The sequence below is a fragment of the Cellulomonas sp. P5_E12 genome (assembly GCF_054049315.1).
This window is the reverse complement of record NZ_JBFUMP010000014.1, coordinates 81554-95557: the sequence shown is the minus strand read 5'-3', so window position 1 is coordinate 95557 and position 14004 is coordinate 81554. Positions and strand designations below refer to the sequence as shown.

General features: G+C 73.8%; 11 protein-coding genes. 5 read left to right on the top strand and 6 right to left on the bottom strand.

Annotated elements, in window-relative coordinates; all coding sequences use genetic code 11:
- Window positions 1-2529: aminopeptidase N (gene pepN / locus ACXJKA_RS12990; protein WP_456825623.1), on the bottom strand; the 2529-nt coding region annotated here is incomplete at its 3' end.
- A gap of 99 nt (window positions 2530-2628) precedes the next feature.
- On the opposite strand from pepN, the gene ACXJKA_RS12985 reads away from it, so the two are divergent.
- The 3 genes from ACXJKA_RS12985 to ACXJKA_RS12975 all read left to right on the top strand — a co-directional run bounded on the left by ACXJKA_RS12985 (window position 2629) and on the right by ACXJKA_RS12975 (window position 5499).
- Complete coding sequence (locus ACXJKA_RS12985; RefSeq protein WP_456825622.1) at window positions 2629-4170, top strand: phytoene desaturase family protein; 1542 nt, start codon at window positions 2629-2631, stop codon at window positions 4168-4170.
- A 67-nt stretch (window positions 4171-4237) separates the two neighbouring features.
- Window positions 4238-4858, top strand: a complete 621-nt coding sequence (locus ACXJKA_RS12980) for a mycothiol-dependent nitroreductase Rv2466c family protein (RefSeq protein WP_456825621.1) — start codon at window positions 4238-4240, stop codon at window positions 4856-4858.
- Between the two features lie 110 nt (window positions 4859-4968).
- Window positions 4969-5499 carry a hypothetical protein gene (locus ACXJKA_RS12975; protein ID WP_456825620.1) on the top strand — a complete coding sequence of 177 codons (531 nt, stop codon included), beginning with the start codon at window positions 4969-4971 and terminating at the stop codon, window positions 5497-5499.
- Window positions 5500-5537: 38 nt separating this feature from the next.
- On the opposite strand, the gene ACXJKA_RS12970 is transcribed toward ACXJKA_RS12975, so the two are convergent.
- Entirely contained in the window at window positions 5538-7535 is a 1998-nt protein-coding gene (locus tag ACXJKA_RS12970) for a M13 family metallopeptidase (protein ID WP_456825619.1), read from the bottom strand.
- Window positions 7536-7627: 92 nt separating this feature from the next.
- Here ACXJKA_RS12970 and ACXJKA_RS12965 point away from each other — a divergent pair, with 92 nt between their 5' ends.
- On the top strand, window positions 7628-8077 hold the full coding sequence (locus ACXJKA_RS12965; protein ID WP_456825618.1) for a ribose-5-phosphate isomerase: 450 nt from the start codon (window positions 7628-7630) through the stop codon (window positions 8075-8077).
- Window positions 8078-8085: 8 nt separating this feature from the next.
- On the opposite strand, the gene ACXJKA_RS12960 is transcribed toward ACXJKA_RS12965, so the two are convergent.
- Complete coding sequence (locus tag ACXJKA_RS12960) at window positions 8086-9354, bottom strand: GNAT family N-acetyltransferase (RefSeq protein WP_456825617.1); 1269 nt, start codon at window positions 9352-9354, stop codon at window positions 8086-8088.
- Between the two features lie 96 nt (window positions 9355-9450).
- Here ACXJKA_RS12960 and ACXJKA_RS12955 point away from each other — a divergent pair, with 96 nt between their 5' ends.
- Window positions 9451-10542, top strand: a complete 1092-nt coding sequence (locus ACXJKA_RS12955; protein WP_456825616.1) for a PP2C family protein-serine/threonine phosphatase — start codon at window positions 9451-9453, stop codon at window positions 10540-10542.
- 1 nt (window position 10543) lies between these two features.
- Here ACXJKA_RS12955 and ACXJKA_RS12950 read toward each other — a convergent pair whose 3' ends face one another.
- The 3 genes from ACXJKA_RS12950 to ACXJKA_RS12940 all read right to left on the bottom strand — a co-directional run bounded on the left by ACXJKA_RS12950 (window position 10544) and on the right by ACXJKA_RS12940 (window position 13997).
- Window positions 10544-12493, bottom strand: a complete 1950-nt coding sequence (locus ACXJKA_RS12950) for an acyltransferase family protein (RefSeq protein ID WP_456825615.1) — start codon at window positions 12491-12493, stop codon at window positions 10544-10546.
- 99 nt (window positions 12494-12592) lie between these two features.
- A complete protein-coding gene (locus ACXJKA_RS12945; protein ID WP_456825614.1) occupies window positions 12593-12922 on the bottom strand; it encodes an MGMT family protein in 330 nt (109 codons plus the stop codon).
- A 31-nt stretch (window positions 12923-12953) separates the two neighbouring features.
- Complete coding sequence (locus ACXJKA_RS12940) at window positions 12954-13997, bottom strand: LLM class F420-dependent oxidoreductase (RefSeq protein WP_456825613.1); 1044 nt, start codon at window positions 13995-13997, stop codon at window positions 12954-12956.
- Between the last annotated feature and the right edge of the window lie 7 nt (window positions 13998-14004).

Here is a 14004-nt window from a genome sequence, read left to right as displayed (position 1 = left end):
GCGCCGCAGCGCGGCGGGGGCGCCCGGGTGGGCGTCCAGCCACGCGTCGGTGGCGCCGAGCACGTCGACCGACGCGTCGTCGACCAGGTCCGTCGGGTAGAGCCCGACGACGATGTTCTGCGCCATCTCGCTCGTCTTGTCCGCCCACACCGACTCGAGCCCGGCGAAGTACGGCTCGACGAACGGCACGAGCAGCGCGCGGTCGTGCACCCGACCGAAGCCGGCGATCGTGGCGGCCTGCAGCGCGTTCGGCAGCCCGTCCTCGTCGACCACGGAGGTCCAGGCCGCGGCCTTGGCCTCGGCGCTGGGGACGGCCGCCCGTGCGGCGGCCGCGGCGCGCTGACCGGTGGCCGTGGCGTCGTCGGCCAGCTGGGCGGCGATGTCGGCCTCGGCGGCGCGGCCGCCCGCGACGAGCGACGTGAGCAGCTCCCAGCGCAGGTCGGTGTCGATCGACAGGCCGTCGAGGGTGGCCCTCCCGTCCAGCAGGTCCCGGACGGCGTCGAGCTGCCCGGTGGTCGCGGCGCGCCCGGCGAAGGCCTTCACCAGCTGCAGCTGTGTGTCCGAGCCAGCCTCGGCGGCCCGTGCCAGCTCGAGCAGGCGGTCGGCCGCGGCGACCTCGGTGGCGAGGCGGTGCTCGGGGGCCACGTACAGGTCGAGCGCGGTCGTCAGCTGCCGCAGCAGCACCAGCACGACCGACGAGTCGGTCTCGTGCGCGATGTTGTTCAGCACCAGGTCGACGAAGTCTCGCGCGGGCGCCTCGCCGTCACGCGTGGCGTCCCAGGCGGCGGTCCACACGAGCGTGCGGGGCAGCGAGTCGTCGAACGAGCCCAGCAGGTCGATCGACGCGGCGAGCGAGCGGTCGTCCAGGCGCACCTTGGCGTACGCGAGGTCGTCGTCGTTGACCAGCACGAGCGCCGGGCGGGGCACGCCGACCAGCGCGGGCACCTCGGTGCGCGGGCCGTCGATGTCGAGCTCGACGTGCACCGTGCGGGCCAGCCGTCCGGTGGCCCGGTCGAGGTCGTAGCCGCCGATCGCGAGGCGGTGGGGGCGCTGCACGGGGTACTCGTCGGGCACCTCCTGCAGGACCGCGAACGACGTGATGGTGCCGGCGTCGTCGACCGTGATCTCCGGGCGCAGCAGCGTGACGCCGGCCTTCTCCAGCCAGAGGCCCGACCACGCCGACAGGTCGCGGCCGCTGGTGGTCTCGAGCTCGGTGAGGAAGTCGCGCAGCTCGGTGTTGCCCCACGCGTGCTTGGCGAAGTAGGCGCGCACGCCCGCGAAGAACTCGTCCTGGCCCACCCACGACACGAGCTGCTTGAGCACGCTCGCGCCCTTGGCGTACGTGATGCCGTCGAAGTTGACCTCGACGTCCTCGAGGTCACGCATGTCGGCGACGATCGGGTGCGTGGAGGGCAGCTGGTCCTGGCGGTAGGCCCAGTTCTTCTCCAGCGACGAGAACGTGGTCCACGCGCTGGTCCAGCGCGTGGCCTCCGCGGTCGCGAGCGTCGACATGTACTCCGCGAACGACTCGTTCAGCCACAGGTCGTCCCACCAGCGCATGGTGACCAGGTCGCCGAACCACATGTGCGCCAGCTCGTGCAGGATCGTCACCGCGCGCCGCTCGATGGTGGCCTCGGGGACCTTGGACCGGAACACGTACGACTCGAGGAACGTCACGGCGCCGGCGTTCTCCATGGCCCCGGCGTTGAACTCCGGCACGAACAGCTGGTCGTACTTGGCGAACGGGTAGGGGACCCCGAAGGCGCGCTCGTAGAAGTCGAAGCCCGCGCGGGTGATGTCGACGATGTTGTCGGTGTCCAGGTGCTCCGCCAGCGACCCGCGGCAGTAGACGCCGAGCGGGATCGCGCGGCCGTCCTGGCTCGAGAGCTCCCGGTGCTCGGCGTGGTACGGCCCGGCGATGATCGCCGTGATGTACGACGCGATCCGCGGCGTGGTCTCGAAGGTCCACGTCGCGGTGCCCTTGTCCACGCCGCCGTTGCGGTTGACGCCGTCCTCGACCACGACGGGCATGCCGACCTGCGGGTAGTTGGAGACGACCGTCCAGTGCGCCGGAGCGGTCACGGTGAACGTGAAGGTGGCCTTGAGGTCGGGCTGCTCGAACACGGCGAACACGCGCCGGGAGTCGGCCACCTCGAACTGGGAGTACAGGTAGACCTCGTCGTCCACCGGGTCGACGAACCGGTGCAGGCCCTCGCCCGTGTTCATGTACGCGGCGTCGGCGACGACGAGGAGCTCGTTGGTCGCGGCGAGGTCGTCGAGCCGGATGCGGGAGTCCGCGACGACGTCGGAGACGTCCAGCGACCGGCCGTTGAGCACCACCTCGTGCACGGTCGGCGCGATGAGGTCGATGAAGGTGCTCGCGCCCGGGTCCGCCGCGAACCGCACCACCGTGCGGGAGGCGAAGGTCGTCGGCCCCGTCGTCAGGTCGAGGGTGACCTCGTACGACTCGGAGCGGACGACGGCGGCACGCTCGCGCGCCTCGGCACGGGTGAGGTTCTCTCCAGGCACGCAGGTACTCCTTGGGAGGCGATGGGCTGGCTCTTGGCCGGGTCGATCATCGCACCTGCTGGCGGTCGATCTCCTGCTGTGCGGGCCTAGGGTCGACGCGTGCACGCGACCTACGACGCCGTCATCGTCGGCGGGGGCCACAACGGGCTGACCGCCGCGGCCTACCTGGCGCGCGCCGGACGGTCCGTGCTCCTGCTCGAGCGTGCCGACCACGTGGGCGGCGCGACGCAGTCGGCGCGGGTGTTCCCCGGCGTGGTCGCCCGTGTCTCGCGATACTCCTACCTGGTCTCGCTGATGCCCCGGCAGGTGCGCGACGAGCTGGGTCTGCGGCTCGACCTGCGCCGACGCCGCATCGCGTCGTACACGCCGTCGGGGGACGGCGGCCTCCTGGTGGACACCGCCGACGACGCCGCGACGGAGGCGTCGTTCGCCGACGTCGGCGCGAGCGGCGACTTCGACGCGTTCCGGGCGTTCGGCGCGCGCACCGCGGCGCTCGCGGAACGCCTCTTCCCGACGATGACCGAGCCGCTCGTATCGAGGGACGACGCCCGCCGGCTGCTGGGGCCGGACGATTGGCGCGACCTCGTCGAGCGGCCCATCGGCGAGGTGGTCGACGCGGCGTTCGGCACCGACCTCGTCCGGGGCGTCGTGCTCACGGACGCGCTGATCGGGACCTTCGCCCGCCCCCACGACCCCGACGGGCGCGCGAACCGCTGCTTCCTCTACCACGTGATCGGCGGCGGGACGGGGGACTGGGACGTCCCGGTCGGGGGGATGGGCGCGGTCAGCGGCGCGCTGGAGTCGGCGGCCCGGGCGGCCGGGGCCGAGGTCCGCACGTCGGCCGAGGTCGTCGCGATCGAGCCGGGGAGCGCGTCGACGCCGGCCGAGGTGGTGTGGACGGACGGCACCGAGCGCAGGGTCGGCGCCCGGCACGTCCTCGCGGCCTGCGCGCCGGCGGTCCTCGACCGGCTGCTCGGGCGGGAGTCGTCCGGGCCCGCGCCCGAGGGCGCCCAGCTCAAGCTGAACATGCTGCTCACGCGCCTGCCGCGCCTGCGCTCCGGCGTCGACCCCCGGGTCGCCTTCGCCGGGACCTTCCACGTGCACGAGTCCGCGACCGAGCTCGAGACCGCGTACCGCGAGGCGGCCGCCGGACAGATCCCGCGGAGACCCCCCGTGGAGACGTACTGCCACTCGCTCACCGACGACTCGATCCTCGGTCCCGGGCTGCGCGCGTCCGGCCACCAGACCCTCACCGCCTTCGGGCTGCACATGCCCGCCCGGCTCTTCGTCGCGGACCCCGAGGGTGCCCGCACCGCGGCGCTCGCGGCGACGCTCCGCTCGATCGACAGCGTGCTGGCCGAGCCGCTGACGGACTGCCTCGCGCTGGACGAGCACGGCGAGCCCTGCCTCGAGGTGCGCAGCCCGGTCGACCTCGAGGCGGACGTGGGCCTGCCCGCCGGCCACATCTTCCACCGGGACCTGTCCTGGCCGTGGGCGGAGACGGACGACGAGGTCGGGACGTGGGGCGTCGACACGTCGGACGCTCGTGTCCTGCTCGCGGGGGCCGGTGCCCGGCGCGGCGGCGGTGTCAGCGGCATCCCCGGCCGGGCCGCGGCCCTGCAGGTGCTCGCCAACCCCTGACCACCGGGGGGAATACGGGGACGTTCCCCGATGGTTGCGCGAGGCACCCACACCTTCGGAGGACCCTGTGACGAGCACGCCCACCACCCGCCCCGTCGTCGACTTCTGGTTCGACCCCGCCTGCCCGTGGGCGTGGATGACCTCCCGCTGGATGGACGAGGTCAGCGCCATCCGGGACGTCGACGTCCGCTGGCACGTGATGAGCCTGTCGGTCCTCAACGAGAAGCGGGACGACCTGCCGCAGCAGTACCGCGACATGCTGGACGAGGGGTGGGGCCCGGTCCGCGTCATCGTCGCCGCCGCCCGCGACCACGGCGAGCAGGTCATCAAGCCGCTCTACGACGCCATGGGCACGCGCCGCCACCCGGGCGGACGCACGGACACCGCCGCGATCATCGCCGAGTCCCTCGCCGAGGTCGGTCTGCCGGCCGAGCTGGCCGACGTGGCCGGGACCGACGAGGTCGACGTGCTGCTGCGCGAGTCGCACGGCGAGGGCATCGGGCTCGTCGGCGACGAGGTGGGCACGCCAGTGGTCGCCATCGACGGGGTCGGCTTCTTCGGCCCGGTCATCACCCCGGCCCCGAAGGGCGAGGACGCGGGACGGCTGTTCGACGGCCTCGCGCTCATGACCACCGTGCCCGGCTTCTACGAGCTGAAGCGCACCCGGACCGCCGGGCCGTCCTTCTGATCGCCTGACCAGGACGATTGGCCCGTCCGGTTCGTCCCGTGTGATCCTGGTCGCCGAGCCCGCCCGAGCACCGGGCGGGCCGGCGTCCCCACGGGGAGGATCGGAGCGGTATGACCTCGGCGCGCAACGTCCGGCTCTTCGTCATCGTCGACGTGGTGCTCGTCGTGCTCGCCGTGGTGCTGCTGCTCAAGTTCATGAACAACGACGGCGACGGTGGCGGCGACTCGGCCGGTCAGACGCCGGCCGCGACGGCGTCGGCGGGCCCGTCGGCCAGCTCGTCCTCGACCTCCACAGAGCCGGTCGCGTTCGCGCTGCCCAGCGGCAACATCCAGTGCCTGATGTCGGTCGACGGCGTGACCTGCACCATCGCCAGCTACACGTACGCGCCGCCCGTCGTGGCGGGCTGCACCGAGGTGACCGGGCACGTGCTCGTGCTCAACAGCGACGGCGTCGCGTTCGACTGCGTGAGCGGCCCCCCGCCTGCGGTCGCCGGTGACGACGTCCCGGTGCTCGAGTACGGCCAGGCGACGAGCGTGGGCGAGTACACCTGCCGCAGCGGGACCGACGGCGTGCAGTGCGTCGACGGGTCGGGCGTCGGCTTCAAGCTCGCGAGGGCGTCCTGGTCCGAGCTGCCGGCGTAGCGGCGGCCCGCCCGGACCAGGGCGCCCTGCTCAGCTGATCACCAGATCCGCACGCGCTCCTGCGGCGGGAGGTACAGCGCGTCGCCGGGCTGCACGTCGTACGCCGCGTAGAACTCGTCGACGTTGCGCACGACGCCGTTGCAGCGGAACTCGTTGGGCGAGTGCGGGTCCATGGCGAGGCGGCGGATGATCTCCTCGTCGCGGCCCTTCGCCTGCCACACCTGCGCCCAGCCGAGCAGCACGCGCTGCACGCCGGTGAGCCCGTCGATCACCGGTGCTTCGTCCAGGGGCCGGCCCAGAGCGATCCGGTACGCCTGCAGCGCGATCGACAGCCCGCCGAGGTCGCCGATGTTCTCGCCGATGGTCAGCTCGCCGTTGACGTGGTGCGACCCGCCCAGCTGCACGGGGGAGAACTCCGAGTACTGGTCGATGAGCGCCTTGGTCCGGGTCTCGAACTCGGCGCGGTCGGCGGCCGTCCACCAGTCCTCGAGCCGGCCCTCGCCGTCGTACTTCGAGCCCTGGTCGTCGAACCCGTGGCCGATCTCGTGCCCGATGACCGCCCCGATGCCGCCGTAGTTGGCCGCGTCGTCGGCCTCGGCGTCGAAGAACGGCGGCTGGAGGATCGCGGCGGGGAACACGATCTCGTTCATGCCGGGGTTGTAGTACGCGTTGACGGTCTGCGGCGTCATGAACCACTCGTCGCGGTCGATGGGCTTGCCGATCTTGCCCAGCTCGCGGTCCTGCTCGAACGCGTTGGCGCGGCGGACGTTGCCCAGGAGGTCGTCGGCCGTGACCTCGAGCGTGCCGTAGTCGCGCCAGCGGGCCGGGTAGCCGATCTTCGGCGTGAACGCCTCGAGCTTGGCCAGCGCCTTGGCGCGCGTCTCCTCGCCCATCCAGTCCAGCTGCGAGATCGACTCGCGGTAGGCGGCCACCAGGTTGGCGACGAGCTCCTCCATCCGCGCCTTGTGCGCGGGCGGGAAGTGCCGCTCGACGTACACCTTGCCGACGGCCTCACCCAGCACGCCCTGCACCAGGGAGACGCCGCGCTTCCACCGGTCACGCAGCTCCTGCGCGCCGGTCAGCGTCCGGCCGTAGAAGTCGAAGTTCGCCTCGACCAGCTCGTCGCTCAGGTACGCCGCCCGGTCGGAGATGACGTGGTACGCGGCCCACGCCTGCCAGTCGGCCAGCGGCTCGCTGGCCCACAGCACCGCGAACGCCTCGGCGAACGACGGCTCGCGCACCACCAGCCGGTCGAACGACCCCGCCGGCGCCCCGAGCGCGAGGACCCACGAGTGCCAGTCGAAGCCGGGCGCGCGCGCCGCGAGCTCGGTCAGGCTCAGCGCGTTGTAGGTGAGGTCGGCGTCGCGGTCCTTGACCACGTCCCAGTGGCCGGCGGCGAGCTTCGTCTCCAGCGCGACGACTCGGCGAGCGAGGTCGTCGGCGGCCTCCTCGTCCGCGGCGGCGCCACCGAGGCGCAGCATGCGCGCGACGTGCGGGCGGTAGGCCGCGAGCACCTCGGCGTACTGCTCGTCGCGGTAGTAGGCCTCGTCCGGCAGCCCCAGGCCGCCCTGCACGAGGTGCACGACGTATCGGGTGGGCTCCTTGGCGTCGTTGTCGACGTAGAAGCCGACGACGCCGCCCGCCCCGGTGCGCTGCAGGGCGCCCAGCGCGCCGGTCAGCTCGGCCTGCGTCGTCGCGGACTCCAGCAGCGCGAGGTCGGTGCGCAGGGGAGCCGTGCCGGCGGCGGCGATGGCGTCGGTGTCCATGAACGACGCGTAGACCGCGCCGACCTTGGCCTCGACGGGATCGGTGGGGTCGTCGGCCGCGGCTGTGCTCACGTGGGTACCGGCGTCGGCGATGATGTCGCGCACCTGCTCCTCCGCCTGGTCGTGCAGGGCGCGGAACGAGCCGTCCATCGCGCGGTCGGCCGGGATCTGGTGCGAGGCGAGCCACCGGCCGTTCACGTAGGCGTAGAGGTCGTCCTGGGGACGGACCGAGGGGTCGAGGGCGGTGAGGTCGATGCCACTGCGCGTCATGGGCGACAGCCTAGGTTCGCCTGCGGACGCGCGGCCGTCTCTTATGCCGAGGGCGGACGACCGCACGGCGAACCGTCCGGCAGGATGGGCGCATGCGCATCCACGTCGCCTCGGACCACGCCGGCTACGAGCTGAAGGTGGCGCTCGTCGAGCACCTCGGCGCCGCCGGGCACGACGTCGTCGACCACGGCGCCCACACGTACGACGCCCAGGACGACTACCCGCCGTTCTGCTTCGCCGCCGGCGAGGCCGTCGTCGCGGACCCGGGCTCGCTCGGCGTCGTCATCGGCGGGTCGGGCAACGGCGAGCAGATCGCCGCCAACAAGGTCGCCGGTGTACGCGCGGCGCTCGCGTGGAACCTCACGACGGCCCAGCTCGGCCGGCAGCACAACGACGCGAACGTGGTCGCGATCGGGGCGCGCCAGCACTCTCTGGACGAGGCGCTCGCGCTGGTCGACGCCTTCGTGGCCGAACCGTTCAGCCACGACCCGCGCCACCAGCGCCGGATCGACCTCCTCGCGGACTACGAGGCCGGTCGGTAGCCCACGGGCTACCAGACGTACGAGCAGAACGGCGCGACCGGCCAGAGGAACGCCGCGGCCGCGGACTGCAGCGCGCCCGGCGTCTCCTCGAGCACCAGACCGGCCCGGGCCTGCGCCGCGAGCGACCGCCCGCCCAGGTAGGCCGCCCCGAGCTCGCGGACGTCGAGCCGCAGGTCGGCGGCCTCGTGCGTGCGGACGACGGTCGCGGCGAACGTCCCGTCCGCCTCCGCCTCGCCCGTGACCAGGCGCCAGCGGCCCGCGTTCGCGGGCAGCCGCGTGTCGGTCACCTCGAGGACCACGTCGACCGGCGCGGCGTACCGTCGGCCGGCCAGGGCCACCGGCAGGTCGAGCAGGCGGATCCACAGGTTGTCGTTGACCTTGGGCACGATGGCGCGGGGGTCCACCAGCAGGTGCAGGAGCGCGTCGTCGACGGGAAGCATCGGACCCTCGACGGTGGCGGTGAGGTCGAGATCGAGCAGGAACGCCCACAGGGCGTGCGTGGCCGCGGGGTCGAGCGCGACGGCCTCGCGAACCTTGACGCTGCCGGCCGAGCCGCCCTCCGCCCAGTTCTCCTTGCGTCGGAACAGCCCGTACGCGCGCACGGCCCCGGCGGCGTCGTGCACGGTGACGATGCGCAGCGGCTCGCCGCCGTCCCGCCAGGCCGGCGGGTCGACCACGACGCGCGTGCGCCAGGCGTCGGAGTCGCGTGTCGTCCAGCCCGGTCGGCCGGCGCCGCCCGCCCGGTGGATCTCGTCGACGATCGCGCTGTGCGCCGCGACGTCCGCCGTGGCGAGCCTGACGGTCAGCCCGTCCGTGCCGGCCACCTCCCGCAGCGCGGCGCCGCGGGCGATCTTCACGCGGACGTCGTCGGCGGCCGAGCCGTAGCCGTACCGGCCGTAGATCGCGTGCTCGGCGGCGAACAGCGCCGAGACGGGCTCCCCGCGCGCCAGCGAGCGGGTGAAGTGCGACTCGATCATGACCGTGAGCAGGCCGCGGCGGCGCTGGTCGGGCCGCGCGCCCACCCACGTCAGGCCCGAGCACGCGATCGTGGCGCCCGGCACCGGCATGGCGTGCTCGTACGAGGCGTGGACCGCCGCGAGGCGGCCGTCCGGATCCTCCACCGCCTGCGCGCGATCCCAGACGAAGGTGATCGGCACGAGGGCGTCGGTCTCGGGCGTGGAGTCGAACCCGAACGCGAGCCGGTCGACCTCGAGGAACTCGTCCTTGCGGCTCTCGGGCACGTCGACGAGTCGGTATCCGGCGGGGAGAGGGCTCATGCCAGCCATCGTGCGCCATCGCGGGTCGCGGCGGCACCCCCATTTCCGGCGCGCACGACGCATGGCGGGCGTGCGACCTGCGGATACGCTCGCCGGGTGTGGGGGAGACGACGGCCGCCGGCGCAGGGGCGCTTCACGCGCGCCACGCTCGCGCTGCGCCGGTGGAGCGGGCGCTCGCAGGCGAGCCTCACGGCCGTGCTGGTGCTGTGCTCCGGACTCGTCGCCGTCGGCGTCGTCCAGCAGCCGCAGTGGGTGCCGCCCTCGACGTTCCTCCTGCTCGAGGTCGTCGCGGCGTTCCTGCTGCGCCTCCGCACCCTGGTGGTGCTCGGCGTCGTCGTCCTGGGCTGCGCCTGGGGCCTGTGGTGGTGGGGCGCGCCGACCATGATCCCCGGCATCCTCGTCGTCATCACGGTGTCGGTGGTGGCGATCGTGGCGTTCGCGCGCGAGCGGGAACGGCTCGGGCTGCAGGGCGCTCCCGGCGACCTCATGCTGGTCGACCTGCGCGACCGGCTCGCCGCCCACGGGCGCGTCCCGCCGCTGCCGGAGGGGTGGAGCGTCGACAGCGAGATCCGGTCCGCGCACGCCGACGGCTTCTCCGGCGACTTCATGGTCGCGGGGGCCCGGTCCGGTGGCAGCGCGCTCGAGATCGTGCTGGTCGACGTGTCCGGCAAGGGCCTGGACGCCGGCGTCCGCTCGCTGCAGCTGTCCGGCGCGTTCGGCGGCCTGCTCGGGGCGATGCCGCGCGACGAGTTCCTCGCGGCGGCCAACCAGTACCTGATCGACCAGGCGTGGGAGGAGGGGTTCGCCACGGCGATCCACGTGGCGGCCGACCTGACCACGGGCGACTTCTGGGTGTCGTCCGCCGGACACCCGCCGGCGGTGCAGCTGCACGCGGGATCCGGTCGCCTCGAGCTGCTCGACACGGTGGGCAGCCCGGCGCTCGGGGTGGTCGCCGGGGTCCGGTGGCAGGCCCGCGCCGGCCGCCTCGACCACGGCGACGTGCTCCTGCTCTACACCGACGGCCTCATCGAGAAGCGCGGTGGTGACCTCGACCAGGGGATCGACCGGCTGATGGGGGCGGCCGACCGGGTGCTCGCGTCCGGCCGCGGCACCGCGGCGGCGGTGCTGACGGGCGTCCGGGCGGGCGACGACGACGACCGCGCCGTCGTCCTGCTGCGGCGCGCCTGACTCAGGGCTGGATCGAGGCCGCCAGCCAGTCGGCGTACCCCTCGCGCCCGCCGCCGGTGCGCAGGTGGATGTCGTCGCCGTACAGCCAGTCGCGGTGCCCGCCGGCCAGGGTGTTCCAGTCGAGCACGTGCGCGTTCGGGTACTCGGGGACCACCCGAGCGAACAGGTCGTTGTCGTAGCCGGCCCAGGTGCGCGGGACGTGCACGTTCACCAGGTAGACCCGGCGGTCGGTGGTCAGGTCGAGGAACGCTCGCAGCGTGGCCTCGTCGATGGGCCCGTTGGTCCCGCCGTGCACGATGACGGTGTGGCCGAGGGTCCCTGCCGCGGCCGCGGCGCGGACCTGGTCGACCATGGTGCCGAACTGGCGCGACTCCACCGCGTCGACCGCGATGCCGCGGGCGGCCAGCTCGGCGGCGGCGCCGAGCATCACCGAGTCGCCGAACGCGGAGGCGCCGCCGATCTCCTCCGGCGGGGGCGGGGGCGGCGCGGCCGCGACCGTCGGCKTCGGTGTCGGTGTTGGGGTGGTGGTGACCGTCGGTGTCGGTGTGGGCGTCGTCGAGTGGGTCGGTGACGGTCGCAGCGCCGTCACGGTTGGCTGCGCTCCCGGTCGCCACGCGGCGGCGTCGGTGGTCGCGCCGGGGACCTGGGCGAGGGCGGCGGTCGCGGCGCCGCCGACGACGAGCAGCCCGACCGCAGCGGCGACCACCCGCAGGAGCGTCCGCGGCCCGTCCCCGTCCGGTCGGCGGACGCCGACGAGCACGCGACCCAGGGTGCCGTTGCGCACGGGGAGCTCGACGCAGCGGTACGAGAGCTCCGCGATGCCGAGCACCGCCGCGAGGCGCAAGGGCGTCGCGAGCCACGGCGAGGCCTCGAGGTCGACGCCGGGTCGGGTGAGCATGAGCACGGGCCAGTGCCACAGGTAGATCCCGTAGGAGCGTTCGCCGAGCCAGCGCAGCGGCTGCAGGCCGAGGGTCCGGCCGAGAATGCCCGCCGGGTCGGCGACCGCCGCGACGAGCACGGCGGCCAACAACGAGAAGGCGAGGAAGCCGCCGCGGTACAGCGCCGCGCTGAACTCGTCGACCCACACGAAGGCGGCGAGGACCCCGAGCAGGGCCAGGACGCCGAGCACGTCGGCCACCCCGGCCTCGAACCGGCGGACGGAGCTTGCGCGCTCGCGCCACCACGGACCCGACCGCTGCCAGGTGCGCCACGGCATCCAGACGGTGGCCATGGCCGCACCCACCAGCAGGCCCATCGAGTGCGTGTCCGTGCCGAAGTACACGCGGCTCGGGTCGTTCGGTACAGGTGCCGAGCCCCGGATGGCCAGGACCGCCATCGCCACGGTGGACAGCAGCGCCAGCACCGCCGCCACCTGCCCGACGCGGGCGCGACCGGCGCGCAGCGCCAGCAGGACCACCAACGGGAACACCAGGTAGAACTGCTCCTCGATCGCGAGCGACCAGAGGTGCTGCAGGAGCGGCGGCCTGCTCACCATCTCGAAGTAGGAGCGCTCGGCCAGCACCTGCCACCAGTTCGACGCGTACCCCGCGGCGGCGGCGATGTCCCCGCGCAGCTCGGCCGCCTCGCTCGGCATGGCGACCGCGACGCCGGCCATGGCGAGCAGCAGCAGGGCGAGAGCGGGCAGCAGGCGTCGGGCGCGGCGGGCGTAGAAGCGCCGGAACGAGAAGCGCCCGGTGCCCTCGACCTCGTCGAGCACGAGCGTCGTGATGAGGTAGCCGGACAGGACGAAGAACACGTCGACGCCGAGGAACCCGCCGCGCATCCACGGCGCGCCGAGGTGGTAGATCACGACGCCCGCCACTGCCAGGGCGCGGATCCCGTCGAGCCCGCGCAGGTGGGGCATCCCGGCCGCAGGCGGCACCTGCCGGACCGTCGCAGGGGGTGCCGCAAGGACCACCGCGGGCGCGGAGCGCTGGGCGGTGATGGTCATGGATCCCCCGGTCGGTACTCGATCGCGGGAGGCGGACCACCCGTGCCGCCAGGTTAGGTCGGGCGGTGCGGGACAGAGCGCGAGGACACGCGGGTGCGGTCAGGTCTCCGGGAACCAGATCGCCGTGCGCAGCGCGACCCGGGTGCCGTCGGCGCTGAGCGGAGTCCCTTCGTCGGCCAGCAGGTCCAGCGCGCGGGTCAGGTGCCGGGCCGGCGGGCTTCCCGCGGCGTTGACCACGCGCCACCACGGCACGCCGGAACCCGCCCGGCTCAGCACCTGGCCCACCTGGCGCGGGCCGCCCCGCCGCCGGCCGTCGCGGGCCTCCAGGCGCTCGGCGACGACCTCGGCGATCGTGCCGTACGTCATCGCCCGCCCGGCGGGGATCTCGTCCACGAGGTCGAGCACGGCCTCGGCGTAGTCGTCGTCCATCTCGGCTCCCAGGTCCGGTTCGACCAGCGGCTCAGGCGGACGGGCGCAGTGCCTCCGCGATCGCCGGGAGGGTCCGCGGGTCGGCCTGCACCAGCATCGTCGTCACCGCGGTCGCCTCCCACGCCGGCAGCTGGGCGCGGATGTCGTCGACGGTGCCCACGAGCGCGATGTCCCGCACGAGCTCGAGCGGCACGGCGGCGGTCGCCCGGGCGCGGTCGCCGGCCAGGTAGTGCGCCTGGATCTCGTCGCACGCCTCGGTGTACCCGAGCCGGTCGAGCACGGCCCGGTGGTAGTTCGCGCCCTTGGCGCCCATCCCTCCGGCGTACAGCGCGATGAACGGCCGGACGCTGTCGGCGGCGCTCTCGACGTCGGCGCCGAGCACCACGGGGACCGTCGCGACGACCTCGAAGTCCTCGATCGCGCTGCGCTCGGGCGCCCGCAGCGCGAAGCCCTCGGCCAGCAGCGCCCGGTACTCGGCGTCCATCCGCGGCGAGTAGAACAACGGGAGCCAGCCGTCCGCGATCTCGGCCGACATGGCGATGTTCTTGGGACCCTCGGCGGCGAGGTGGATGGGCAGGTCGGCGCGCAGCGGGTGCACCGTCGAGCGCAGGGCCTTGCCCAGGCCGGCGCCCTCGTCGGGCCCCAGGGGGAGGCGGTAGAACTGCCCGTCGAACGTCACCGGCGCCTCACGGGCGAGGACCTGCCGGACGATGGACACGTACTCGCGGGTGCGGGCGAGCGGGCGGGGGTACGGCTGGCCGTACCAGCCCTCGACCACCTGCGGCCCGGAGGCACCGAGGCCGAGGACGAACCGGCCGCCGGACAGGTGGTCCAGCGTGAGGGCCGCCATGGCGGCGGCGGTGGGGGTGCGCGCGGAGAGCTGCGCGATCGCGGTGCCCAGCCGGATGCGGGTCGTCCGTGAGCCCCACCAGGCGAGCGGGGTCAGGGCGTCGGAGCCGTAGGCCTCGGCGGTCCACACCGAGTCGAACCCGAGCTGCTCCGCGCCGAGGACGGCCTCCTGCGCGCCGGGCGGCGGACCCGCCGACCAGTAGCCCGTGTGGTAGCCCAGCCGCATCGTCAGT